The following is a 26,846-nucleotide window of genomic DNA, read 5'->3' on the forward strand; positions in this document are numbered from 1 at the left end:
CAGATGATTAAAGAAAATAGCGAAGTAATTCTGTCCGTCCGAAATTTAACCGCCAACGTTGACGGAACGCCGATTCTCAAGGGGTTAAATTTAGAGATAAAAGCTGGAGAAATTCACGCGATCATGGGTCAAAATGGCTCCGGAAAAAGCACGTTTTCTAAAGTGCTGGCGGGTCATCCGGCTTATGAAGTTACGGGCGGAGAAATTACCTTTTTGGGTCAGAATTTGTTAGAATTAGAACCCAACGAACGGGCGATAGCGGGGATATTTTTGGCGTTTCAATATCCTCTAGAAATTCCCGGTTTAACCAACTTAGACTTTCTGCGGGCGGCTTATAACGCTCGGTTGAAAAGTCGGGGAGAAGAAGAAATTGATGCCTTTGATTTTGACGATCTAATTCGCGAAAAATTAGAAGTAGTTAAAATGAAGCCCGAGTTTCTTGAACGCAGTGTGAATGAAGGCTTTTCTGGGGGAGAGAAAAAGCGCAATGAAATCTTACAAATGGCATTATTAGAACCGAAATTAGCCATTTTGGATGAAACCGATTCCGGCTTGGATATTGATGCGCTGAAAATTGTTGCCGGTGGTGTAAACCAGTTAGCAACGCCCGATAATTGTATGTTGGTGATTACGCACTATCAGCGACTTTTGGACTATATTGTGCCAGATTTTGTTCACGTAATGCAAGCCGGAAAAATCATCAAAACCGGAAGCAAAGAATTAGCCTTGGAACTCGAAGAAAAAGGCTACGATGAAGTGATTGAAGCAGCAACAGTGGGAGTTTAATGGTTACACAAGTACAAAATAAACCCGAAGTTTCTTATTTGCAGCAATTGTTAACCTTGGCGAGTCGCCAAACAGTTGCTTATCCAAATTCGCATCTACAAAAACTTCGCGATCGCGCCGCAACCGAGTTACAAGAAAGAGCAATTCCAACCTCAAAAGACGAAGATTGGCGGTTTACGAATTTGTCTGGTTTGTTGCAGGTCAATTTTGAAGCGGCTAAACCTGTTCAGCTAACCCTAAAAGATATTTCACCACTGACGTTACCCGAAGCCGAAAATAGCCGCTTGGTGTTTGTTGATGGGGTGTACGCGCCCCATTTATCAACCCTCTCCGAAGCAGCCGGACTGTTTGCGGGTTCACTCGGAAATTTACCCGCATCTTTGGGCGAGAAACTTGACAATTATCTCGACAAACAACCCGGAAATTCCGAGATTTTTACCGCCCTCAATACCGCAGCGTTAACGGATGTGGCTGTAATTTGGGTGGAGAAAAATAAAGTTGTAGAAACGCCATTGCATTTACTCTTTATTTCCACCGCAGATGATACGCCGAGAATGAGTCAACCTCGGGCGTTAGTTGTGGCAGAAACCGGAAGCGCTTTTAGCTTCATCGAACACTATGCTAGTTTAGAAGATTGTTCGGGTTTCTCAACGCATCATCCCTATTTTGTGAACACCGTTACCGAAATTTGGGTCGAAGAAAACGCCGAAATTAAACATACCCGAGTCCAACGGGATGCACCGAATGCCTTTCATATTGGTAGAAGTGCAGTTTCTCAAGCCCGAGATAGCCGTTATACCCTCAATACAGTTAGTTTGGGGGCGAAATTATCCCGTCATAACCTCGATATCGATCAAACCGGAGAGGGAACCGAAACCACGCTAAATGGGTTAACTTTAATCGGAGAAGAACAGTTAGCCGATACACACAGCGCCACCTTTTTTAATCATCGACACGGGATCTACAACCAACTGCATAAATGTATCCTCGACGATCGCGCCCGAGGTGTATTTAACGGACGGGTTGTGGTGTCGAAAGCCGCCCAATTAACCAATGCTAACCAACTGAGTCAAAATCTGTTACTCTCACCCCACGCGAGAATTAATACCAAACCGCAATTAGAAATTGTCGCCGATGATGTTAAATGTTCTCACGGGGCGACGGTGAGTCAATTAGAAGAAGATGAAATCTTCTATTTGCGGAGTAGAGGTTTGGATGATCGCACCAGTCGTTATTTATTAATTGATGCTTTTGCTGCGGAAATTTTGCAGAAGTTACCGTTTGACTCTTTACGACAAACTTTGACTCGCTGTGTGGCTTGTCGCACCGAAATTAGCTAACAAATTACGGGTTTGAGAAGGTCTCCAAAGGGCGTATGCCATACGCCCCTACAGAATTGTTTCCCAGTATTTTCTCTCTTAATTTTGAACATACAGCAGAAAAAGGATAAGCAAAAATGACTTTAATTCAAGAAAAAACCTTGGCGGAAAAAGTTCGTTCGGACTTTACGATTTTGCATCAAAATGTTAACGATCATCCGTTAATTTATTTTGATAACGCCGCCACGTCTCAAAAGCCGAAAGCGGTTATTGATGCCCTGCGAAATTATTACGAAGGGTATAACTCCAATGTTCATCGCGGGGTTCACGCTTTGAGTGCCAAAGCCACCGATGAATATGAAGCCGCCCGTCAAAAAGTGGCGAACTTTGTCAATGCGGCTTCCTATCAGGAAATTGTTTATACTCGCAATGCCAGCGAAGCGATTAATTTGGTCGCCTATTCTTGGGGGTTAAATCATCTGAAAGCGGGGGATGAAATTATTCTCTCTGTTATGGAACATCACAGTAATTTGGTTCCCTGGCAGATGATCGCCCAACGCACGGGGGCGGTGTTAAAGTTTGTTGAACTGACGGCAACGCAAACTTTTGATTTAGAACAGTTTAAGGGTTTAATTTCTAGCAATACTAAGCTGGTTTCTGTCGTTCATGTTTCTAACGTTTTGGGCTGTATTAATCCCGTTGAAGACATTTGTAAAATCGCCCACGAAAACGGCGCGAAAGTGTTGATTGATGCCTGCCAAAGTTTGCCTCATATGCCCGTAGATGTGCAAGCAATGGACTGTGATTGGTTGGTGGGTTCCGGTCATAAAATGTGCGGCCCGACGGGGATTGGATTTTTGTACGGAAAGTTAGAAATTCTCAAAGAAATGCCGCCCTTTTTAGGGGGTGGGGAAATGATTGATGAGGTGTATTTAGATCGGTTTACCTACGGAGAATTACCCCATAAATTTGAAGCGGGAACTCCGGCGATTGGAGAAGCGATCGCGTTGGGGGCGGCGGTGGATTATTTAACCGGAATCGGTATGGATAAAATTCATGCTTATGAACAGGAATTAACCGCCTATTTATTTGATAAATTGAAAGAGATTCCCGAGTTGAAAATCTACGGGCCAAAACCCGAAGCAGACGGTTCTGGACGGGCGGCTTTGGCAACATTTACCGCCGGAGAAATTCATGCCAATGACTTATCAACTCTACTCAATGATAGCGGGGTAGCTATTCGATCCGGACATCATTGTACTCAACCATTGCATCAATATTTGAAGATCAATGCTTCAGCCCGGGCGAGTTTGTATTTTTACAACACCCGACAAGAAATTGATGTGTTTGTCACCCAGTTGAAAGAAGCGATCGCCTTTTTTAATCAGATGTTTTCCTGAGTTAATCAAATGTTATCGGATTGATTAGTTAAATCCTGGCGAGTCCCCTGTCATTAGACGGGGGATTTTTAATTCAGGATAGATGCGACCGCCTCTATCTCAAGTGTGATTGCGTCGATCCCCAAAACACGGTACGATATCAGACTGAATTTTTCAAAGTTTTCATCTAAGATAAAACTTTAAGTCAATCCGGTGCCGTTTAAGAGATCTCAGCAATTGGGGTCGGATCAAAACGAGTATCGGTCGATGTCGGGAAACCGAGCGCGTATCGGCTTTGTCTATTTTACCCCGAAAGTTATGAGATCGAACTGCTGAACGATTAACCAATGTTATCAACGACAAAGCCAAATGAAGGGATGTGCATCTACTATCAAGATCAAGAGTTTAGTCGGTTAATCATTAATTTCATAACAATGGAAATTTTACGTCAGGTGAGAAAATATCTCCCTGTAAATCCTCTAACAACAGGAAACATTCTGGGTAAAACATGGATAACAATGCTGATCGGTGCTGGAATTTTAGGAACAACACTGATACTCTGTCAATCCCTACTGCTTCAAGAATACATCACCGAAGCGGGAAAATTTCACTTAACTTGGTTCACATTAGGAGTCGCCATGTTAGTGGGGGCGATGGCGACGAAATTCGCCAATTCAGCCGACATCAACCCGGACTCAGACGCCAACTCAGCGGTCGATCCTTTCACCCCAACACCGCCTCAATGTGAACCCTTTATCCAACAACGGGAGCGCTTTTTTAGTCTTTCGCTGGACTTACTTTGTATTGCCAGTTTTGAGGGCTATTTTCAATGGGTAAACCCCGCTTTTGTTACCACCCTCGGCTATACGGAAGCGGAACTTTTATCGGTTCCCCTGTCGGAATTTGTACACCCGGACGATCGAGACGCCACCAAAGCCGAACTTGAACAGATAGCCCAAGGAAAACCCGCTTTTAACTTTGAAAACCGCTATCGTTGTCGGGATGGAAGTTATCGCTGGTTATCTTGGACTGCGGCGCCGTTTGTAGAAGAAGGACTGTTGTATGCGGTTGCTCGGGATGTTACCGAATATAAGCGCTCTGTGGCACAATTACAATCGCGCATTGAACAACAAGCGGCGGTGGCTTGGCTCGGTCAATATGCGCTCAGTCAAACCAACCTTGAGGAATTATTGGGGAAAATTACCACCCTCGTCGCCCAAACTTTAAACGTTCAGTTTGTCAACATCTTAGAACTGTTACCGCACGGTCACGCTCTACTGTTAAAAGCCGGTGTCGGTTGGTCGTCTGGACTGGTGGGCTATGCTCGCATCAGTGCCGGTTCTCAGTCCCACGCGGGCTATACTCTGGCTCAAAAACAGCCGGTTGTGGTCGAAGATCTGCGAGTCGAAACCCGCTTCACTGGAGAACCGATGCTTCACAACCATCGCATTGTTAGCGGAATGAGCGTGATCATCGGCGAAGAAGACCAACCCTATGGGGTTTTAAGCGTTTACACCTCCACCCAACGCACCTTTACCACCGACGATCTCAATTTTGCTCAGGCGATCGCCAATATTATTGCGACCGCGATCGCCCGCAAGCAGTCTACTGACAGTCTGTATTTGATGGAACGGGCGATCAATGCCAGCAGCAACGGGATTATTATTACCGATGCGACCGAAGCCGATAATCCGATTATTTATGTTAATGCCGGTTTTGAACGGATTACCGGCTACAGTAGGGAGGAGGTGATCGAGCAGAACTGTCGTTTTTTGCAGGGGCCGCAAACCGATTCTTCTCAAGTTGAGCGCCTGCGAACTGCAATTTTACAAGGTCGAGAATGTCGGGTTGTTATACAAAATTATCGTCGGGATGGTAGTTTGTTTTGGAATGATCTGCAAGTCGCTCCGGTTTTTAATGATCGCGGACATTTGACCCATTTTATTGGGGTTCAAAATGATATTACCGAACGCTACGAAGCTCAGGAGGAAGTTCGTCAAACTCGTAATTTTCTTCAGACGATGATCGATCATTTACCGGTGGCGGTGTTTGTTAAACAGACTTCACCCGACGAAGATTTTGGGCGGTTTCGGTTGTGGAATAAAGCCTGCGAACAGTTGTTTGGTTTGAGCGAAGATCGGGTTTTGGGGAAAACGGTTTACGATGTGTTTCCGCCTTCTCAAGCTGAATGTTTTGACCAACAAGATCGGGCCGTTTTAGAAACGGGAAGGGTTTTGGATATTCCCGAAGAACAGGTGGAAACTCCAACGGTGGGGCGGCGAATTTTGCATACCGTGAAGGTACCTCTGCGCGATCGCAATGATGATACTGAATATTTGATTTGTATTGGTGAGGATATTACTCAACGCAAACAAGCTGAAGAACAGCTTCGTCATCATGCTTTTTATGATACTTTGACCGATCTCCCCAACCGGGCTTTATTTTTGGATCGCTTGGCTCAGGTGTTGAAGCGGGTTCAACAGGGGTTTGGGAAATGGTTTGCGGTTTTGTTTTTGGATTTGGATAATTTTAAGCGAGTTAATGATAGTTTGGGCCATGAAATTGGCGATCAATTGTTGATTGCGATCGCTCGGCGCTTAGAAGGTTGTCTGCGTCCGGGAGATACTTTGGCGAGACTGGGAGGGGATGAGTTTACCATTTTACTCGAGCCGGTTGGGGGTGTCACCGATGCGATTGAGGTGGCCCGTCTGGTCCATCAACAGTTGATTCTTCCGTTTAATTTGAAGGGAAATGAGGTGTTTACTAATGCCAGTATTGGGATTGCTTTGAGCGGCGCCAGTTGCGAACGTCCCGAGGATTTGCTGCGAAATGCAGATTTGGCGATGTACCGGGCGAAAGAGATGGGTAAGGGCGCTTATGCGGTGTTTGATACGAAAATGCACCGAAAAGCGGTTGAACGGTTACAGCTTGAAAGTCAACTGAGGCGAGCGTTGGAACTTGAGGAGTTTCAAGTGCATTATCAGCCGATTGTTTCGATTCCTACTGGTGAGGTGATGGGTTTTGAGGCGCTCATTCGTTGGCTGAATCCTTATAAGGGTTTGATTTCTCCGGGTTTGTTTATTCCGGTGGCTGAAGAAACGGGGTTAATTGGTCAAATTGGCGAGTGGGTTCTTTATCAAGCTTGTCAACAATTGCAGCTTTGGCGCCTAGAGTTTCCTCAGCTTCAAGAGTTGACGGTGAGTGTGAATCTTTCGAGTCAACAGTTACGAGAACCGGATTTATTAGAGCAGATCGATCGCATTTTAGCTCAAACCGGTTTGCCGAGTTCTTGTTTGAAGTTGGAGATTACTGAAAGTTTGTTGATTGAAAATTCGGAAACGGCTCTGAAAATTCTTCGCCAAATTCGAGAGCGGAATATTTGCTTGAGTTTGGATGATTTTGGGACGGGTTATTCGTCTTTGAGTTATTTACATCGGTTCCCCATTGATACGTTGAAAATTGACCGTTCTTTTGTCCGACGTCTTCGAGAAAATCACGACAATACGGCGATTGTTAAAGCGATTTTGAGGCTGGCTCACGCTCTGGAAATGAATGCGATCGCCGAGGGGATTGAAACGGTTTTTCAACTCGAAAAACTCAAGTCTCTTGGCTGTGAATGCGGACAGGGAAATTTGTTTTCTGAAGCTTTAGAGGCTCGGAATGTTCCCCATTTTCTCGGTGCGATTATCCGTTAATTCACTGAACACTACAATCCCGCGTTTTTTAAGAAGTTTATCTTTTTATTTCATTTTGTAAACTTCACCGACAATTTAACGGCTTTACTCCCCCGGATTTGCAGGGACTTTGGGAGAAAAATAATCGAGTATTTTGGGGTGTCCTCTAGCACATTTTCAGTTCGGATTCCAGCATTATTATATCATCCTTGTCAACGGTTGGGGCGGTGAAATTCTTGTTTTCTCTATTGCTCAAGGACTCCTTGGGAGTGACAGATTGTATTTGTCTGTTACAATATGAGAGGAGTCTTCCGGTTCTACTGAAACGTTTAAGCGGATTGAATTCTGATTAAAGAGTTGAATCTTGACTTGAAAGTTAATTACAAGCTTTTCCGGGATGATGATTGAACTCTCTAATCCGAGCCATTAAAAAAGTTGAGGTCAAGCCGAAGAATAAAAATTCGGATTCGCACTTACAACAATCGTTATTCAATGAATTGAAGTTCAATCCTTTCATGCAAATCGGTCTATTTCAATTTTGAATTAAACTGTGTTTTCAAGTTAGCAAAATCTCTAAAATTTATTATAAAAATTGGGTCAGGGACTTGATATGTTAGAGTTGAAAGATATAAAGTTGTGGAGAAAAATTGGAATTTCGATCTTGGCGGGGAGTTTGGTTCTCAGCACAACTTTAATCTTCTGGCACAACTTAAACCAGGAAAAAAAAACCGAACTAGAACGCAATATAAAACTCACAGAAGCCCATCTAAAAATCGAACTGAAAGAAAAAATCAAAGACCAAATTCTCACGCTCACTCACATGAGCAAACAATGGCATTTTCATTCACCCTCGCCCGAAGAACGGGAAGCCCAAGCCAGTTTATTTTTAGAAAACATCAATGGCTATCAGGCGATTATTTGGATTGATGAAAATAACAAAAATAGACAAATCATATCTAAGCTCAACCGGACAGTTAACCCGAAAGATTTAAACCTGGCTCTATTAGAATGGGATAAAATCGCTCAAAAACAGCTAAAAGACACGGATTATTTAATCGTAAATCCTCTAAAATTTTCCGAGTCTCAAGAAAAAATATTGCTGGTTTGTATCCCCTATTTTGAGCAAGAAAAGCTGCAAGAAATTATTATTGGAGTTTTGAGCGTCGATGATTTTTTAAAGCATCTAAAACTACAGACGGTTAATGAAGATCTAAACTTCCCCTCAACAGCAATCAGGAATTCCAACCAAACTTTTATTTGGACGCTAATCAATCCGAACCCAACCCAATGGATTGAAGACATCAGCGAAGAGATCGAGCAAAAAGTCGAGGAATTACAATTCGATTCAAATCAGACTAATTTTTCAACACCAACTTCCACCCAGACCCCGATTTTATTGGGAGGGGGAATCACAATTTCGCTGTTGGTGGGAATCAGCACCTTTTTAGCTCAAACCTCCCGGGAAAAAACGAAAAAACTTCAAAAAATCAACCAAGCTTTACGAGAAGAAATAACCCTCAGAGAAGCCGCACTTCATCAATACCAAAAAGTCGAACAAGAACGCGATCGCTTATTTTTACTATCCCCAGATTTGTTGTGTATAGCCGGATTTGATGGTTATTTCAAGCGAATTAACCCCTGTTTTGAAACCACACTCGGCTATCCGCAAGTTGAACTGTTATCCAAACCGGTGATCGCATTTGTACATCCAGAAGATCGAGCCGAAACCCTCGCCAAATGGGAAGAATTATTAACCGGAAAATCCATTCAACTCGAAAACCGCTATCGCTGTCAAAATAATTCCTACATCTGGTTATCCTGGAAAGCCGCACCCAGTCTAGAAACCCGTTTAATCTACGCCGTCGCTCGCAATATCACCGAGCGCAAACAGGTTGAAGCCTTACTCCGCAGTCGAGTTCATCAACAAGCAACCGTCGCCCATTTGGGTCAATTTGCTTTAACTCTTTCCTCCCTCGATGACTTATTTAACGAAGCGCTCACCCGGATGGCCGAGGTTCTCGAAGTCGAGTATACCAAAATTGTGGAACTGTTACCCGACGGTGAAGGCTTGTTGTTGCGAGCGGGAGTGGGTTGGTTAGAGGGACGAGTCGGAACCACCCGCATCCAAACGGGAAATCACTCTCAAGCGGGTTATTCAATGCTTGCTGGCGAACCGGTGGTGGTGGAAGACTTGGGGAAAGAAACTCGCTTTAACCCCTCTGCTTTACTGCAAGAACACGATGTGATTAGCGGGATGTGCGTTATGATTCGCTTCAAAGATCAAAATTTTGGAGTCTTGGGGGCGCATAGTCGCACAAAACGAGTCTTTAGTCAAGATGATGTCAATTTTTTGCAAGCGATCGCCAATATTTTAGCAACGGCCGTCGAACAAGCCCAGTCTACCGAACGTTTGCGCCTGTTGGAACGGGCGATGAATTCGGCGAGTAATGGGATTATTATTACCGATCCGACGCAATCTGACAATCCGATTATTTATGCCAATTCCGCAGTTGAACGGATAACCGGCTTTTCTCGCTCAGAAATTATCGGTCGCAACCCTCGGTTTTTTCAACAAAATAACCGCGATCAACTTGGAATTAACCAGTTGAGAGAAGCGATCGGCCAAGTCGAAGAGTGCAATGTTATTTTACAAAATTACCGTTCCGATGGTACGCCAATTTGGATTGAACTTTACATCTCGCCGGTGTTTAATGAAGCGGGTGTGTTGACTCATTTTATTGGGGTACAAAATAATATTACCGAACGCCGACAAGCCGAAGTCGCGTTACAAGCTTCTGAAGCCCGTTTGCGGGGAATTTTAGAAATTGCCCAAGATGCGATTATTTCCATTGATGAACATCACCGAATTCAACTGTTTAATCAAGGGGCGGAATCTATTTTTGGATATTCCTCCGAAGAATTGATTGGTAAAGGGTTAGAAGTTTTAATTCCCGAATTTTCTCGGGGAGAATATCGGGTAGAAAATTTGATTGAACCCTTGATCAGACCGTTAGAAATTATCGGTCGCCGTCAAGATGGAAGGGAGTTTCCGGCTGAAGCTTCTGTTTCTAAATTGGAGTTGGAAGAAGGAACATTTTTGACAATTATTTTGCGGGATATTAGCGAACGGAAAGCTGCACTTCGCGAACGCAAACAAGCCGAGATGGATTTGCGAGAAAGTCAACATCGCCTGAGTACGATTATTACGGCAATATCCGATGCGTTAATTGTGGTTGATGTCGATGGAATTATTCGTTTTATTAATCCGGCTGCGGAGTCTTTATTTAATCGTTCGAGCGGGGAACTTTTGGACTATTGGTTTGGTTCGTTATATGGGAAAGTTGATCGGGCGACTGAAGTGACAATTCTCCATCCTCAAGGCGAATTGATCGTGGCAGAAATGCAAGTATCGGAGATTATTTGGGAGGGAAAAGCCGCAACTTTAGCATCTTTAAGAAATGTCACCGACCGGTATCAAGCCATGCAACAAGTTCAGCAAACCCGCAATTTTTTACAAACTTTAATCGATCATTTACCGGTGGCGGTGTTTGTCAAAGAAGGGAAACATAAACAGTTTGGAACGTTCACGTTTTGGAATAAAACCAGTGAAAGGTTATTTGGCTTAAAAAGCGAACAGGTGATCGGTAAAACGGTACATCAGTTGTTCCCTCCCGAGCAAGCTAAACGCATGGTTCAACAGGATCAAGAAGCGTTAAATTGGGGAATGATGCTCGATATTCCTGAAGAACCCGTTCACAGTCACAGTTTGGGGCGTCGGATTTTGCATACGGTGAAAGTTCCGCTTTACGATGAGGAAATGGAGCCGGAATATTTGCTTTGTATTTGCGAAGATATCACCGAACGTCAGCAAGCTGAAGCCCAATTGCGAGAGAATGAACAGTTTTTACAAAGTATTTATCAGGGGGCTGCGGTTTCGATTTTTGTGGTGGATGTTTTAGACAATGGAGAGTTTCGTTATGTGGGTTTAAATCCGGCTCACGAACAGCTTACCCAGTTAACAAACGCCCAACTGAAAGGAAAAACCCCCGCACAGGTTTTACCGCCTTCTGCTGCTGAAAATGTCCGTCAAAATTACTTGGATTGTGTGGCGGCGCAAAAGACGATTAGCTACGAAGAAGTGATTCAATTTCAAGATAGTTTTTCTCACTGGCTGACTCAGCTTACTCCCATTTGCGATCGCCAGGGTCACATTTATCGGATTGTTGGCACCAGTATTAATATAACCGAACGCAAACTCGCCGAAGAAAAACTTCGACACAATGCCTATCACGATACTTTAACAAATTTGCCGAATCGAGCCTTTTTTATGGAGCGGTTGCAGGAAGCAATTCAACGGGTAAAAACCCAAGAAGATTGTTTGTTTGCCGTCTTATTTTTTGATTTGGATGACTTCAAATATATTAATGATAGTTTGGGTCACGCCGTCGGCGATAAGCTGTTAATTTCTCTCACGGAACGTCTGAAGACTTGTTTGCGAAAATCCGATGTTTTGGCCCGGTTTGGCGGGGATGAATTTACAATTTTGTTGGGAGAAATTCAACAAATCGAACAGGTGATTAAAGTGGCTCAAAATATTCAACAAGAGTTGAGTTTACCGTTTATTTTAGACAGCCATCAAGTGTTTACCAATGCGAGTATTGGGATTGCTTTAGTTACCGCAGAGTATCAACAGCCCGAAGAAATCTTGCGGGATGCTGATATTGCCATGTATTCGGCGAAAGAGCAAGGACAGGGAAAATCGGCTATTTTTAATCGCCAGATGCACTTAAAAATGTTGGAACGCTTGCAACTTGAAACCGATTTACGTCGGGCGATAGAACGAGAAGAATTTGAGGTTTATTACCAACCGATTATTTGTTTAAAACGGGATAAAATTGCGGGTTTTGAAGCGTTAATTCGCTGGAAACATCCCGATGGAAATTGGGTTTCTCCGGCTAAATTTATTCCGATTACTGAAAAAACAGGATTAATTGTAGAAATCGGTAAATGGGTACTGTACCAAGCTTGTTTACAAATGAATTCTTGGCACAAAAAGTTTCCCCATTTGGGCGATTTAACGATGAGTGTCAATTTGTCGGGGCGTCAGTTGCGAGAACCGGATTTACTCGAACAAATTGATGATATTATTTTAAAAACGGGTTTAAAAAGTGACTGTCTCAAGCTGGAAATTACCGAAAGTATGTTGATGGATAATCCTCCCGCAGTTCGAGCCATATTGAATAAGATCAAATCTCGTAATATTAAACTGAGTTTAGATGATTTTGGAACGGGTTATTCTTCTTTGAGTTATTTGCACAGTTTCCCCATTGATACGCTAAAAATTGATCGGGCGTTTGTCGTGGCTACCAATTCGGAATTAAAAAATAAAGCGATTACCCAAGCCATTGTTACTCTAGCACAAAGTTTAGGAATGGAAGTGATTGCAGAAGGAATTGAAAGCAAGGATCAATTAGAACAGCTTAAACAGTTAAAATGTGAATACGGACAGGGCTATTTATTCTCAAAACCGATCTGCAAAACTGAAGCTGAAATGTTGCTGGAAACTAAGTCATTTGACGTTTAATTTGTTCCTGTTCCATCGCTTCAAATAACGCTTTAAAATTGCCTTCTCCAAATCCTTCAGCTTCGATCAATTGACCGTTAATCAAAGCATTTTTCCGTTCAATAAACTCAAAAAAGAAAGTCGGTTCATCAAAAATCGGTTGGGTGAAAATTTGCAATAACATCGCTTCTGAAGCCTGATCCGGCAAATCAATTAAAATCTCATACTCTTTAATTTTCTGCCAGTCTGTGGGCGATAACTGACTTGGATTTAACTGTTGTTGCAAGCGAGTATAATAGTGAGGAGAAACCGAAATAAACGGTAAACCTCGCCGTCTCAATTGACCGACAACTTGAATAATATTATCAGTTTTTAGGGCAATATGTTGAATTCCCGCACCCCGATGAACCTCTATAAATTCCTGAATTTGAGAGGTTTCTGAGGTCGGTTCATTAATCGGAAATTGTACGGTTTTTTGAGAATTAACCAACACTTGACTGTGCAAACCCGAGCGCTGAGTTTGAATATCAAAAGCCTGTTTGGGCTGAAACAAAAGAACCCGTTTGTACCAATCAACAGCCGCTTCCAAATCTCCAGAATCCACATTTAAAACCGCATGATCGATTCCGATAATCGGAGAATAAACTTGAGAACCGGGAAGGGCAAAAGGAACAGAAGGAAGCAACTTAAACTGAGGAGAATTATGCTGTTCGACTAAGGTATGATGCAACCCACCCCAACCCAGAATAGTAAACCATTTTAGGCGACAATTCTTAATAGAATCTTGCCGAAGGGGTTGAATAATTTTCACCCCTTCCGCCTGAATTCGTTGAAATGCAGATTCGATATCCTCAATTTGAAACGCCACATCGACAATACCGGGCGGATGTTGATGCAAATATTCGGCCACCGGACTCCCATCGGTTCGGGGAGAAGATAACAGAAAATAAACCGATCCCTGCCCTACAATTTCTGTATGAGTATCAGCGTTTGTTACGCATCCCTGAGGTTCAAAACCCAACTTCTCAATAAACCAATCCCGTGATGCTTGGGCATTGGTAACGTAAAAATGAAGATGATCAAACTGCATCATAAACCGCCGCTATTTGGTATTCCGAATTAACCCTCAGTTCCAGCCTCCCCAGTTCTCAAAAATTAGAAGAATAAATGACTATCCGGCTGAATATTAATCTCCATCGGTACCGCTTGGGGTTCGGCAGAAAGTGCAAAGAAAATTGCATTGGCCGCCGTTTCTGGACTGAGCATTTTTGAACGATCAACCTTTAAACTAACATTATCCCAGAAAGGACTATCAACCCCCCCAAAGTAGAATAACGTAATTTTAATCCCATATCGGCGCATTTCATCGGCCATACACTTACTAAAGCCAACCGCCCCAAATTTTGAGGCACAATAGGCGCTTCCCATCGCCATCGAATGTTTTCCCAAAATCCCAATCACATTACAAATATGACCGGATTTTTGCTGCTTCATCACGTTGGCGGCCGCCTGGGTGGTGTAAAAACTCCCCTTCAGGTTCAAGTCCAGCATGGTATCGAGGTCAGCCGGTTCGAGTTTGTTCCACTGTTTGAGAATACCGGCGCCGGCCGCATTGACCAAAATATCAATCTGTCCGAAATGACTTTCGGCCTTTTGCATCAGTCCCTCGACTTGCTGCGGGTCGGTGATATCGGTCGAAACCGCCAAAACGTCCGGGGTTCCCAATTCTTCGGCCAATGTCTCCAATTTGTGGCTGTCTCTGGCGGCCAACACCAGTTTGACCCCCGATGAAACTAATTTCCGGGCCACTGCCGAACCAATTCCCCCGGTTGCTCCCACGATAACCGCAACTTTGTCTCGCATCTCGTTACATTTCTTAACAACTTCTTTTTTAGTATAAGGCAGAAGGCAGGTAGGGGCGGGTTCGGCAATAATTTCTCATGTCCTACAGACAATTGATATAAACCCGCCCCGGTTTTCCGATGGAACGCTGTTGGGTTTGGGGTTGGTAGGGGCGGGTTCGGCAATAATTTCTCATGTCCTACAGACAATTAATATAAACCCGCCCCGTCGTCGGGGAAAAACGGTTCAGGGGTTGGGGCGGGTTCAGAATTAATATGATTTCCGGTTGATTAATTCTGTTATGGGTTGGGGCGGGTTTATGTAACTGATTTGCAGGGAAAACATAGATTTATTGCCTCACCCGCCCCTACAACACGGGTGACTGTTAATTGTTAACTCAAACAAGCGACTGTGCAATGTAGAAATCTGTAATTAGATTAGAACTATGAAAACAAATCACAGGAGTGTTAATTATGACTCACTCACATTATTATCCCGAAGCGGTTCTATCTCAGCCTACCCTGCGTCGTGGTAGTCAAGGCGAAGCAGTAATCAGACTACAAAATCGTCTCAATGATTTTGGATTTCGTTTGGTTGTCGATGGTATTTTCGGGCCGGCTACTGAAGCCGCTGTTAAACGATATCAAAGTAACAATAGACTGACAGTTGATGGAATTGTCGGGCCGCAAACTTGGAGCGCTTTGTTCCATGAATTCCTCTAAATTCCGGTATTAGGTGACTCTGTTTTGCAGTTTTTCTCTAATTCTCAGGTTTGACTTCTCCCTTTAATCTCTTAAGTAGATGAAGGGAGATTTAATTTTTGATGAAACGCTCAGTGATTGACTCAACCTCAAATAGACTTCACTAAAACAAGCGACTGTGCAGTGATTAGATTAGAAGTTAGATTAGAAACATGAAAACAAATTACAGGAGTATTAATTATGCAGGCTACAGATATTTTTCCAAAAACTATTCAATCTCTGCCGACTTTGCGTCGGGGTAGCCAAGGAAAAACGGTTAAAAATCTACAAGAACGTCTGAATATTTTGGGTTCAAGATTGGTGGTTGATGGTTTCTTTGGGCCTGCCACCGAAGCGGCTGTTAAATACTATCAAAAAGACAATGGTTTATTGGTTGATGGGATTGTTGGGCCGCAAACTTGGAACTTGTTATTAAAATCTACTACCGTTCCTTTTGAGGTTCTGCAAACTTTACCTGTTCTCAGTTTTGGAAGTACGGGTGATAATGTGATTAGATTACAAAATCGTCTCAATGACTTTGGCGCGAGTTTGGTTGTTGATGGCATTTTTGGGTCAAAAACTCTAGCCGCAGTTAAGAACTTTCAACACCGTTATAGTTTGGCTGCTGATGGAATTGTCGGCCCTTTAACTTGGAATGCTTTGCTCCATGAGTTCTTTTAATTGAATAATTCACAGTTAGGATTAAAAGTCCGCTTTCTTTGAGAAAGCGGTTTTTTTTGTGTAGGGTGCCTATTGTAGAGAAGTTAACTTAAATGTGTGACTGCACAATCGATTTTAACTTGAATACAGTAGAACTATAGAAACAAGTTCATCGGAGAATGAATCATGCAATCAACAACCACTATTCTGCGTCGGGGTAGCCAAGGTCAAGCTGTTAAAGATATTCAAGCTCTACTCAATATTTTTGGAGCCAAATTAAAAGAAGATGGTGTCTTTGGGGCTGCTACAGAAGCCGCAGTCAAAGCGTTTCAAAAAAATAGTGGCTTAACCGTTGATAGTATTGTTGGGCCGCAAACAATTAAAGCTTTGTCTCAAGCCACCTCTGTTCCTATTGATGTCCTAAATTCTCTGCCTCTTTTGCGTCGGGGAAGTAAAGGAGGAGATGTGAAATATGTTCAAGCAGAACTGAATAATCATTTTGGGGCTAATTTAGCCGTTGATGGGGCTTTTGGCCCGGCAACAGAAGCCGCAGTGAAGAAGTATCAATCCAAAATGGGATTAGTGCCGGATGGTATTGTTGGTCGTTTAACTTGGAATGCTTTACTGCATCCTTTCTTTTAATTAACAGTAGGAATTGATTGAATTAACTGTTTTCCCTCTGGAATTGTTCTTTTTCTCCCTTTTTCTGTTGAAAAGATGAAGGGAGATTTATTTTTGGTTGTTTGCTCTTTTAGATTGAGGTTGAGCTTAAACTGACTCAGCAATATAGCGCTACTTGCTTCGGAGGTACATCCGAAAAACCCGGTTTATCAATAGAAACCGGGTTTTTAATCGAACAGTGCCTCTAAAAATTGAAAACCGCTATAAATACTCTAAACTCCCGGAAACTATCCGACCCAAAAGGTCTATCTCTCCAGCAAGAGTTGAGGAGTTAACAGGTTCTAGCTGAGGGGTGATTTAAAACCTGTAGCGAGTTGTTACTGTTAGAAAGTGTGATGGCAAATCAAAGCTAATTGACTCTTGAAACCAAGGGTTATCGGCAAATCTTTTAGGAAAACATTGACAGGAAACACTAAGTCTACAGGAGAGAACAAATGGTGAAATTTTCTAATTTAACCAAGCTAGTTGGTATTAGCGCCCTCGCGTTGACCCTCAGTATTCTGCCTAGCGTTCACCCGGCTTCTGCTCAGGTAACGGATGACCCAGTACCGAATAGAACTCTTGAGTATGAGGATGACAACGATTTTGACTGGGGATGGTTGGGTCTAATTGGTTTGGCGGGTTTGGCGGGTTTACGCGGCAGAAAGCATGATGAAACCGTGCGCTACCGTGAACCGGATGTAACCACTACGGGGACTCGTTACCGCGATTAATTCCTTGTCTGGTTGATTGATGTTTTTAAGGCGATATTGTGTTGGGTTTTGCGGCTATGAAACCCAACTCATTTTGTATCTGTATAACAGCAAATTGATATTATCTGTTAAAGGGTGAACTGTTGAGCCGGGTTGGTTGATAATCTTATTTCAAGAGTCACTTAAACAAGGGACTACCGACACTTGAAAAAAGCGATTAGATTAGATTTATTCAACCATAAACCTCAGAGAGTATCAATTATGCAAGCATCTAGTATTTCTTATAAAAAAATTCAATCTTTGCCGATTTTGCAGTTGGGTAAGACGGGGAATGATGTCAACTATTTACAAAGCCGTCTGAATCTTTTAGGGGCGAATCTCAGAATTGATGGAATTTTTGGTTATGATACTGAAGTGGCGGTTAAGAAGTTTCAAAGAGATAATGATTTGGCTGTTGATGGAATTGTTGGCACTTTAACTTGGAGGGTTTTATTAGAAATTACCACAGCGCCTATCGAGAATCCTGATAGTGATTTCCCGATTTTAAAAGCAGGAAATAGCGGCGAAAGTGTGGTTGAATTACAAACTCGTTTGAATAATACGGGAGCGAATTTGCGGGTTGATGGGGTTTTTGGGGCGAAAACGGCAAAAGCCGTTAGAGATTTTCAAGCGCGTATTGGCTTGGAGGTTGATGGAATTGTTGGCGCCTTAACTTGGGAAGCTATCTTACAGCAAGAGTTTTTATATATCGATTAAATTAACTCATTTGAACAGCGTTTCTCCCGTTATTCTTCTTCGGAAGATGAAGGGGGATTTGTTGTAAGTAAGCAAACATTCCAGCCCCGGTCTGTTTTTTCTAACTCAAAGGAATTGCACAAATCGATAAATTTTGGAAATTTGCCTCCGGGTTGAAATTGTTTGATGACTTGGGTAATGGCTAGACCGTATTTTTTGTTAAAATAACTGCCCAAAATTGATAACGAAATGCAAGGCGTGGCGGTTTGGGCGGTGAGTTCTTGAACAATTTCAACCAAAGCGGTTTCTAACTGGTCTAGAGATTGAATGTTTGTTAAACCGTTGGTTGAATTTCCCTCAGAAGTGGATTGACTTTTGACGGGGGCGAGTTCAAATAAGGTGACGTAGGTTTGAGATTTTTCTGACGGTTGATGAATGGCGAAAATTTGAGGATTCTTTAGAAAGATATCTCGGGCTTTCGATTCGGGAAAATGGGCGGAAACCACTTGACTAATTGTCATTTTGTAGGTATCTTTATATAAGGCAGAAAGACGCGAGAGTTTAATCCACTGGCTCTGAATCCGCTTTTGTTCGGAGCGAATTAATTCTTGTAACTGCACAATAAATTCATCTAACGTGGGAATATCGCTAGAGGAGGTTAAATCAAATTGTTGGGTTTCACCGGTGCGATTATTAAAAACAATAATCTTATCTTTTTTCTTCTTAACTTGATACACGGTTAACCCATGACCTTCGAGAGTATTGCACAGATGAGTTAACGCCCGATCCGACGAACAAACCAAAACTTCTTGGGCTGTGGGATAATAGACGAAAATGGAGGAACCCACCGTCGCCATTTTCAAATCGGCGCTATCTTTTCCGGGGGGAACGTGAATCAGTTGATAGCCTCGCTGATGAAATTCAACATCTTTTTTCCCCATGCTACGCCAATTCGCAAAAGCAACTTTAATTTGCAGCGGACAAGCACAAACAGTTTCTAAAAACTTCTCAGTTTCCACATCCAACTGTAAATTTTCCACATCCAACAACAGAATACTAATTCCGCTGGTCGAAAAACTGCGTCCGTTAAAATAGAGTTGTTGGGGGTGAATTTCACTCGGATGCGGATAAGGAGTCAGCTTGGGATTGGGATAAATCAGTTGTTCGAGTTGGGCGACAATCACCTGATATTCCGAAGACTGAATAAATTCCGAACTCAGCAAAACTTTGAGATAATTTTGAACTTTCGCCCATAATTTCTCAAGCGGCTTTACCTGACTCAACCCTTGAGAAATCTTCTTAACAAAGATAGACTGATAGCGGGGTTGATGCCAGGGAATATTTTGGTAGCGAGGATTCAGCCATTGAGGATGCTTTTTCTGGAGAGAAACCAGAGTTTGATAAAGAAAATGGCAAACCGTATCGACTACAGTAGAATCATTCGTCCCAAGTTGTTGATTTGGATGGGGCATGACCCTGTACGCACGACGAAGATATCTGATGCTATATTCAAGAGTAGCACGTTGGGCGCTGGGAATGCGATCGCATCCGAAAAACTCACCCAACTTTCCGACTTACCGAGGCTGAAGCCCCTGAAAAATAAGCCGCCACAACCAGCCCACCGCAATTAATCCCAACCCCACCAACCAAATTTGCCACTCCACCCAAAACGCCAGAAAAAAGCAGCAAACTAGCCCAATAACCGCTATCGGCTTGGGATAAAGTCGCGCTTGTGGGGGAATTTGCAACGCCGCCAAATTGGTGATCGCATAATAAATTAAAACATTAAACGCACTAAACGACCAAGTGGTTTTCACATTGCCAATCAACACCAACAGCCCAATCATCACCGCCACGACAATCACCGCAATAGTCGGTGTCGTCCCCGCCGGATTCAGTCTGGCCACTTGACGGGGCATATCCCGGCGTCGCCCCATCGCCAATAATACCCGAGATAAGCCCAAAATCAAATTCAGCAACACCCCCAACATCGCCGTTATCGCCCCGACTGCGACAATTTGACGAATTCCGGGGAGGCCAAACCGACTCGCCGCCACTTCCAACGGCGCCACCTTTTGCGTCGCATCACTCAACCCGTCAACGCCCACTGCGGCGACTCCGACGACGGCCACCGTCAAATATAACACCATCGTTACCGCCATCGTGACAATCATCGCTTTGGGAATGGTCACTCGCGGTTGGCGGACTTCTTCCCCGAGTGTGGCGATGCGTCCATATCCGGTGTAGGCGACAAACATTAATGCAGCCGCTTCGAGTAAGGCGGCGAGGGAATTTTCAGCCGGAAAAAAGGGCGTTAAATTGTTAGCGCCCGCCGGAGAGAAGGCGGTCGGTAAACCCGTTAAAATAAAGGCAATTAAAGAAAATAACGTTAGCGAAACTATGACTAAATTTGCTAAATTAGACCGACGAATTCCATTTAAGACAATCGCGGTGATGGCGATAACTGCGATTAAAGCTGTCGGGACTAGCAAACGATTATCCCAACCCAAAGCGTTGATAAAATAGCCCGCAAACCCCAACGCAGCGGTCGCAGCCGAGGCACTTTTTGCCAACAAAAACATCCAACCCGCAGTAAAGCCAAATATCGGATTGAGATATTTATAACCATATTCGTAAGTTCCGCCGCTGACAGAATGATTGGCCGCAAGTTGGGCGCTACTTAATCCGTTACATAACGCCACTATTGCCCCAATTGCTACCGCTAAAATAACAGCAGGTCCGGCTATTCCCGTCGCAATTCCAATACTGACAAATACCCCGGTTCCAATAATTGAACCCAACCCCATCAAAGTAGCACCGAAAACCCCGAGTTCTCGTTGAAGAAATGGCGTTTGACCCGACACTTGGCGACCTCTTGCAAAAATCACTTAAGCATTATAATCTAATTTCGTTAATATTGGGTTAACAATCATAATTTTATTTTTTTGCCAGGGTAACGTGATGCTTGTTTTGTTGTTTTTTGAGGATAAAAGCATCGCTGGATGTGATAAACGTTAGGACTTTAGTGGCGATTTTAAGTTCTTTGAGAAGGTTGGAGAGTGAGATTTTATAATCGAGTTGAAACTGTTGCGATAACACTTCTAAAGGAACCAGACTGTTTAAATATTTGGGTTCTAATTTGGTCAGAATCTCGATTAAACTCTTTTCTAATTCCTCTTGAGAGTTAATCGCGGAAGCGGAAGTATTTTTTAAACAAACCTGATAAACATTTTTGTTTTGAGAAACGGCGAACCGTTCGCATTTTTGTAAAAACTTACATAAATTTGACCCCAAGTTTAACTTTTTAATCAAGGTTTTGGGCGATTCCCCATAAACCTTTTTAAACTCGATAGCCAACTCGCTAATTAAAATCGTTGTCTTGGCTTTTGAACCGTTGAGACAAGCGGTTAAAACTGACTGAATCGCCATTTCTAAATCGACTTTATTTTTAATTGAATCACTGGCGGAGACAACTTCAAGAATTTGTTCTGAAATTGAAGAAGATTGAACAGGGGTTGAGTTTAATTCTGAACTGGGAGTTGAGGAATCAGTTTGATAATAGTTTAACTTTTTTTCGAGTTCAAAAAGCTGATGAATTTTCGATAATTTTTTCAGCCGTTCTTCTAAAGAGTCGTGGGTTTCGCTAATTAAAGCTTCTATTTTATCAAACAATTCTTGAGGCGAGGGAATCTCGGAGTTTTCTCGCAATGAATAAGATTTGATCTCCCCGGTATTCATCTGTTCAACGGTGATAATTTTCGGTAATTGTTTGGGATGTTTTTTAGAAACCCGATAAACTAAAAACCCCTGATGTTCTAACTCCGTAATTAAATAAGTTAATAACCAATCCGACGAACAAACAAACACCTCTTTGGCGTGGCGATAATGTTGGGAAATTGCCGCCCCCATTGCAATCATTTGAGCATCGGCGCTATCCTTACCCAAAGGAACGTGTATCATCTGATAACCCCGCTGAAAAAGTTCGCTATCTCCTCCCGTTTTCTTCCAGTTTGCAAACGCCAGTTTTACCGTCAAAGGATATCTAGATAAATCACTCAAAAAACTTTCGACATCCCCATCCAAATCGTTGAGATTTTCCGCATCTAGTAGTAAAATAGAAATGGGAGAATCCGAGGATATTTGAGTCTGTTGTTTCCCGTGTAGCGTTTGAATAATATGTTGAAATGCGGGAGATTTTAAAAACTCGGGAGAGTTGAAAAGCTGTAATAATTCTTGGGTAAAAGAAGCAGTTTGAGGAGAGGGTAGCGAATTTTTGGGTTCAACTCTATTGGTTTGTCCGTTTTGTTCGTTGCGAACAGTTGGCCACCGTTCGTCTAGAAAAGAGGCTGGCGGTTGACTCGCCAACGGTTCGAGAAACTGACGACCACAAATTTTACACTGATAGCGCTGTCTCGCTTTGAGTCGCCCGTTCTTGCGATAGGAGGTAGATTCACATCTCGGACATTTCATAACCCCTATGTTAACAACAAAACCCTCATAATATACTATATAGACCATCACTTTAGAAAAAATAATGGCGAGAGATTTACGGGGATTCCTAAAACTGCTAGAAGAACGGGGACAATTACGACGCATTAGCGCTTTAGTTGACCCCGATTTAGAAATTGCAGAAATTTCCAATCGAATGTTACAATCCGGCGGACCCGGTTTGCTGTTTGAAAACGTTAAAGGGTCGCCTCATCCCGTCGCGGTTAACTTACTCGGAACCGAACAGCGGGTGTGTTTGGCGATGAACATGGAAAAACCCCAAGAATTAGAAGAATTGGGGAAAAAATTGGGAATGCTGCAACAACCGAAACCCCCGAAAAAAATCTCGCAAGCGGTGGATTTTGGTAAGGTTTTATTTGATGTTGTCAAAGCCAAACCCGGACGTAATTTTTTCCCACCCTGTCAACAAGTAATCCTCGAAGGGGAAGACCTAGATTTAAACAAAATTCCGATGATTCGCCCCTATCCCAAAGATGCGGGTAAGATTATTACCTTGGGATTAGTAATTACAAAAGACTGCGAAACCGGAACTCCAAATGTGGGCGTTTATCGCTTACAATTGCAGTCAAAAAACACCATGACCGTCCACTGGTTATCGGTTCGGGGAGGGGCAAGACATTTAAGAAAAGCCGCAGAAAACGGTAAAAAACTGGAAATTGCGATCGCTTTGGGCGTCGATCCTTTAATTATAATGGCGGCTGCCACACCCATTCCCGTTGATTTATCGGAATGGTTATTTGCGGGATTATATGGCGGTTCCGGCGTACAACTTGCCAAGTGTAAAACCGTTGATTTAGAAGTACCCGCCGACTCGGAATTTGTACTCGAAGGAACCATCACCCCCGGCGAAATGTTACCCGACGGACCCTTTGGAGATCATATGGGTTATTACGGGGGCGTTGAAGATTCGCCGTTAATTCGATTTCACTGCATGACCCATCGCAAAGACCCGATTTATTTAACCACATTTAGCGGCCGTCCTCCCAAAGAAGAAGCGATGATGGCAATTGCTTTAAACCGCATTTATACCCCGATTTTACGACAACAAGTTTCGGAGATTGTTGACTTTTTCTTACCGATGGAAGCGTTAAGTTATAAAGCAGCAATTATCTCCATTGATAAGGCTTATCCCGGTCAGGCGAGGCGGGCGGCTTTGGCTTTTTGGAGTGCGTTACCCCAGTTTACTTATACCAAATTTGTGATTGTTGTCGATAAAACGATTAATATTCGCGATCCGCGTCAAGTGGTGTGGGCAATTTCGTCTAAAGTTGACCCGACTCGGGATGTATTTATTCTCCCGAATACGCCCTTTGATACCTTAGATTTTGCCAGCGAAAAAATTGGTTTGGGCGGACGAATGGGAATTGATGCAACGACTAAAATTCCCCCCGAAACCGATCACGAATGGGGCGAAGCGTTGGAGTCGGATGCTGATGTGGCGTCGATGGTTTCTCGACGTTGGGCGGAATACGGGTTAGATGATTTGAATTTAACCGAAGTTGACCCCAATAAATTCGGCTACGACATCCAATAATTCATCGGGTGGGCAATGCCCACCTCAACCATTAATTTTCACTGTAAATTACCCCAGAATCAAAATGACAGTCGAATTTCAACTCAATAAAAGTAAACTCATTTTAGCCCTGTGGATAATCACTTTATTTTCACCCGTTCTTTTCCAATTCTTCAATCTTGATGCGGGTAACTTTTGGTTGGGAATTGCCATTTCAGGAGTCACTTTAATTTCCTTGGTTGTTTGGTGTTTACCCCAGAAAGATTCAAAAGAAGTTTTGTTATTGCAAAAAGAAATAAAAACGTTATCGGACCGTATCTCTACTTTAGAAAAAAACACGATTCCAAGCAACAATCGTTTCCTCCCCAAACCTCCCAATACTTTAATTAATAATCCGCTCTGGGATGAAGTTTTAGATGAGATTGAACAATATCGCCGTGAAATTGATACAGAGATTGAAGCAGAAAATATTTTCCCAAGTAAAAGTCAGAATCCAGAATGAATTATCGATATATTCTTGATACCGATCATTTGTCCCTACTGCAACGCGAAAATCCAATTTTAAAGCAACGTATAGCTTTAGTAGATCCTGACGAAATTGCGATTACAGTTGTGACGGTAGAGGAACAGTTGAGAGGTTGGTTGAGTGTAATTCGGCGCTATTCTCAATCTAATAACCCCGAAAAGCTAATTTGGGCTTATATGGGATTACGAGATGCTGTAAATTATATTAGTCAATTTCAAGTTGTTGAGTTGACGCTTGAGGCTTATAATCTTTTTGTAGAACTCCGTCAGCAAGGAGTCCGAATTGGAACACAGGACTTGCGAATTGCAGCTATTACTCTGTCTCAGCAAGTCACATTAGTTACTCGCAACCAGCGCGACTTTTCTCAAGTTCCTAATTTAATGTTTGAAGACTGGACACGACCATCTTAAACTCTTGAATAAGCCACTTCAAGAAGCAGATTGGAATTAATTAACTTATGATCAATAAGCGCGATCGCACTTTCCTAAAATTCTTAATCCTTAAATTAATCTTAAGTCCGTCAGTGATGTTTCTCAAATAAAAATATTGAGGGAAATTCTCAAAAAAACTGCCAACCCAAAGCGGTCGGCAGTTCCGGATAATTCCATTTGATTGTAGAATCCCGGATCAATAGACTCCTAACGCCTTGATTTTGGTCCCGATGTCGGGAAAAACCCCTAAAATACGTTGCAATGACCCATCGCACAGACTAGATTAACCCGATGGGCAGATGCCAGCCTCAGGGAATCCTGTGTTATAAGTATTTATATTTCTTAATCTTTGTTTATCAAATGCTAATTTCATCGACGGGGCTAGCCGAAATTAAAGAAAGTATCAAGAAAAATATATTCTTCGGTAAGAAGCCAACGCCGGAATTGATTGCAATTTTACTTGTATACTTCGTTCAAGGCACCCTGGGACTGGCGCGACTGGCGGTCAGCTTCTTTCTCAAGGACGACTTGGGAATGACGCCTGCGGAAGTCTCAGCCATGTTGGGGATAGTCGTCTTACCTTGGGTCATCAAACCGGTATTTGGCTTTATTTCCGACGGCTTACCCCTATTTGGCTATCGTCGCCGACCCTATTTAATTTTATCAGGTTTTTTGGGTGCGATCTCCTGGGTTGGGATGGCCACAGTCGTAGACAGTCCGTTAACCGCGACTCTCGTTATTACCCTGAGTTCGTTGTCTGTCGCTATTAGTGATGTGATTGTAGACTCATTAGTGGTTGAACGGGCGCGAAAAGAATCTCTCAGCGATGTGGGTTCGTTGCAATCTTTGTGTTGGGGAACTTCGGCTTTGGGGGGTTTAATTACGGCTTATTTGAGCGGTTTTTTATTGGAAGTTTTTACTGTCCAAACCGTCTTTTTAATTACTGCGACTTTTCCCTTAATTGTTTGCGGTGTGGCCTGGTTAATCACAGAAGAAAAAGTTGGCGATCGCTCTAATTTAGAAGCGGTTAAACAACAAATTCGTCAACTGCGTCAGGCCGTTACTCAAAAAGCAATTTGGCTACCGATGGCATTTGTATTCATCTGGCAAGCCACCCCAACGGCCGATTCAGCCTTCTTTTATTTCACCACAAACGAACTCGGATTTCAACCCGAATTTTTAGGGCGAGTTCGCTTAGTGACCAGTATCGCTTCTCTGGTGGGTGTTTTGCTGTTTCAACGTTTTTTTAAAACAATTCCCTTTCGCAAAATATTCACTTGGTCTACAATTTTATCAGCAGTTCTCGGCATGACAATGCTGTTGCTGGTGACTCATGCTAACCGTGCTTTAGGCATCGAAGATCATTGGTTTAGTTTGGGCGACAGTCTGATTTTAACGGTCATGGGACAAGTGGCTTATATGCCTGTTTTGGTGTTAGCCGCCCGTTTGTGTCCGCCCGGAGTTGAAGCGACTTTATTCGCGTTGTTAATGTCAATTTACAATATGGCGGGGCTGCTTTCTCACGAATCTGGGGCGTTGTTAACTCATCTATTGGGCGTAACAGAACATCAGTTTGATAACCTCTGGATACTGGTGATTATTACCAATGTTTCCACACTGCTTCCCCTAATGTTTCTCAATTGGTTGCCCAATTTTAGCGCCAAAGCAGAGGGAGAAGATTCGGATTCTAAACTGCCCGTTTCTCAACGCACCGGACACAATCATGTCCCGGAATTTGTACCCGAATATGAGGGTGTTGGTCTGAGAGACTAAAGTTTAAATTCACAATTTCTCTC

19 protein-coding genes are annotated in these 26,846 nt (G+C 43.0%); 14 read left to right on the top strand and 5 right to left on the bottom strand.

What is annotated here, in order from left to right; translation table 11 throughout:
• The first annotated feature begins 3 nt into the window (after positions 1 to 3).
• The 5 genes from sufC to ACL6C3_RS08690 all read left to right on the top strand — a co-directional run bounded on the left by sufC (position 4) and on the right by ACL6C3_RS08690 (position 12,742).
• Positions 4 to 786, top strand: coding sequence for a Fe-S cluster assembly ATPase SufC (gene sufC / locus ACL6C3_RS08670; RefSeq protein WP_413166761.1), 783 nt, complete (start codon positions 4 to 6; stop codon positions 784 to 786).
• Positions 786 to 2,126 carry a Fe-S cluster assembly protein SufD gene (sufD, locus tag ACL6C3_RS08675; protein WP_413166762.1) on the top strand — a complete coding sequence of 447 codons (1,341 nt, stop codon included), beginning with the start codon at positions 786 to 788 and terminating at the stop codon, positions 2,124 to 2,126. The genes sufC and sufD overlap by 1 nt, the downstream gene beginning before the upstream one ends.
• Before the next feature lie 116 nt (positions 2,127 to 2,242).
• The gene (locus ACL6C3_RS08680) at positions 2,243 to 3,505 is read left to right on the top strand and encodes a SufS family cysteine desulfurase (protein ID WP_413166763.1); all 1,263 of its coding nucleotides are present in this window, start codon (positions 2,243 to 2,245) and stop codon (positions 3,503 to 3,505) included.
• A gap of 326 nt (positions 3,506 to 3,831) precedes the next feature.
• Positions 3,832 to 7,179 (top strand): EAL domain-containing protein, encoded by a 3,348-nt coding sequence (locus ACL6C3_RS08685; RefSeq protein ID WP_413166764.1) that lies wholly within the window; start codon positions 3,832 to 3,834, stop codon positions 7,177 to 7,179.
• Between the two features lie 589 nt (positions 7,180 to 7,768).
• Positions 7,769 to 12,742: a PAS domain S-box protein gene (locus tag ACL6C3_RS08690; protein ID WP_413166765.1), complete on the top strand. Its 4,974-nt coding sequence runs from the start codon at positions 7,769 to 7,771 to the stop codon at positions 12,740 to 12,742.
• Here ACL6C3_RS08690 and hppD read toward each other — a convergent pair.
• Both hppD and ACL6C3_RS08700 read right to left on the bottom strand, forming a co-directional pair.
• Complete coding sequence (gene hppD / locus ACL6C3_RS08695) at positions 12,723 to 13,814, bottom strand: 4-hydroxyphenylpyruvate dioxygenase (protein WP_413166766.1); 1,092 nt, start codon at positions 13,812 to 13,814, stop codon at positions 12,723 to 12,725. The genes ACL6C3_RS08690 and hppD overlap by 20 nt on opposite strands.
• A 62-nt stretch (positions 13,815 to 13,876) precedes the next feature.
• Positions 13,877 to 14,584, bottom strand: a complete 708-nt coding sequence (locus ACL6C3_RS08700; protein WP_413166767.1) for an SDR family oxidoreductase — start codon at positions 14,582 to 14,584, stop codon at positions 13,877 to 13,879.
• Between the two features lie 452 nt (positions 14,585 to 15,036).
• Here ACL6C3_RS08700 and ACL6C3_RS08705 point away from each other — a divergent pair, with 452 nt between their 5' ends.
• The 5 genes from ACL6C3_RS08705 to ACL6C3_RS08725 all read left to right on the top strand — a co-directional run bounded on the left by ACL6C3_RS08705 (position 15,037) and on the right by ACL6C3_RS08725 (position 18,092).
• On the top strand, positions 15,037 to 15,285 hold the full coding sequence (locus tag ACL6C3_RS08705) for a peptidoglycan-binding domain-containing protein (RefSeq protein WP_413166768.1): 249 nt from the start codon (positions 15,037 to 15,039) through the stop codon (positions 15,283 to 15,285).
• A gap of 219 nt (positions 15,286 to 15,504) precedes the next feature.
• Entirely contained in the window at positions 15,505 to 15,984 is a 480-nt protein-coding gene (locus ACL6C3_RS08710) for a peptidoglycan-binding domain-containing protein (RefSeq protein WP_413166769.1), read from the top strand.
• 165 nt (positions 15,985 to 16,149) lie between these two features.
• Positions 16,150 to 16,605 (top strand): peptidoglycan-binding domain-containing protein, encoded by a 456-nt coding sequence (locus tag ACL6C3_RS08715; protein ID WP_413166770.1) that lies wholly within the window; start codon positions 16,150 to 16,152, stop codon positions 16,603 to 16,605.
• 473 nt (positions 16,606 to 17,078) lie between these two features.
• Complete coding sequence (locus tag ACL6C3_RS08720; protein WP_413166771.1) at positions 17,079 to 17,357, top strand: WGxxGxxG family protein; 279 nt, start codon at positions 17,079 to 17,081, stop codon at positions 17,355 to 17,357.
• 240 nt (positions 17,358 to 17,597) lie between these two features.
• Positions 17,598 to 18,092, top strand: a complete 495-nt coding sequence (locus ACL6C3_RS08725; protein ID WP_413166772.1) for a peptidoglycan-binding domain-containing protein — start codon at positions 17,598 to 17,600, stop codon at positions 18,090 to 18,092.
• Positions 18,093 to 18,121: 29 nt separating this feature from the next.
• Here ACL6C3_RS08725 and ACL6C3_RS08730 read toward each other — a convergent pair whose 3' ends face one another.
• Genes ACL6C3_RS08730 through ACL6C3_RS08740 form a run of 3 tightly spaced genes read right to left on the bottom strand, consistent with a single transcriptional unit; the run spans position 18,122 to position 22,541 of the window.
• Positions 18,122 to 19,636, bottom strand: coding sequence for a hypothetical protein (locus tag ACL6C3_RS08730; protein ID WP_413166773.1), 1,515 nt, complete (start codon positions 19,634 to 19,636; stop codon positions 18,122 to 18,124).
• A gap of 9 nt (positions 19,637 to 19,645) precedes the next feature.
• Complete coding sequence (locus tag ACL6C3_RS08735; RefSeq protein WP_413166774.1) at positions 19,646 to 20,959, bottom strand: APC family permease; 1,314 nt, start codon at positions 20,957 to 20,959, stop codon at positions 19,646 to 19,648.
• Between the two features lie 49 nt (positions 20,960 to 21,008).
• Positions 21,009 to 22,541 (bottom strand): transposase, encoded by a 1,533-nt coding sequence (locus ACL6C3_RS08740; RefSeq protein ID WP_413166775.1) that lies wholly within the window; start codon positions 22,539 to 22,541, stop codon positions 21,009 to 21,011.
• A 64-nt stretch (positions 22,542 to 22,605) separates the two neighbouring features.
• On the opposite strand from ACL6C3_RS08740, the gene ACL6C3_RS08745 reads away from it, so the two are divergent.
• The 4 genes from ACL6C3_RS08745 to ACL6C3_RS08760 all read left to right on the top strand — a co-directional run bounded on the left by ACL6C3_RS08745 (position 22,606) and on the right by ACL6C3_RS08760 (position 26,823).
• Complete coding sequence (locus ACL6C3_RS08745; RefSeq protein WP_413166776.1) at positions 22,606 to 24,114, top strand: UbiD family decarboxylase; 1,509 nt, start codon at positions 22,606 to 22,608, stop codon at positions 24,112 to 24,114.
• A gap of 64 nt (positions 24,115 to 24,178) precedes the next feature.
• Positions 24,179 to 24,595: a hypothetical protein gene (locus ACL6C3_RS08750; RefSeq protein WP_413166777.1), complete on the top strand. Its 417-nt coding sequence runs from the start codon at positions 24,179 to 24,181 to the stop codon at positions 24,593 to 24,595.
• Positions 24,592 to 25,029: a type II toxin-antitoxin system VapC family toxin gene (locus tag ACL6C3_RS08755; protein ID WP_413166778.1), complete on the top strand. Its 438-nt coding sequence runs from the start codon at positions 24,592 to 24,594 to the stop codon at positions 25,027 to 25,029. The genes ACL6C3_RS08750 and ACL6C3_RS08755 overlap by 4 nt, the downstream gene beginning before the upstream one ends.
• Before the next feature lie 381 nt (positions 25,030 to 25,410).
• Positions 25,411 to 26,823: a folate/biopterin family MFS transporter gene (locus ACL6C3_RS08760; protein ID WP_413166779.1), complete on the top strand. Its 1,413-nt coding sequence runs from the start codon at positions 25,411 to 25,413 to the stop codon at positions 26,821 to 26,823.
• Positions 26,824 to 26,846: the final 23 nt, after the last annotated feature.

This window comes from Capilliphycus salinus ALCB114379, from assembly GCF_047276495.1.
Classification (GTDB): Bacteria; Cyanobacteriota; Cyanobacteriia; order Cyanobacteriales; family Microcoleaceae; genus Capilliphycus; species Capilliphycus salinus.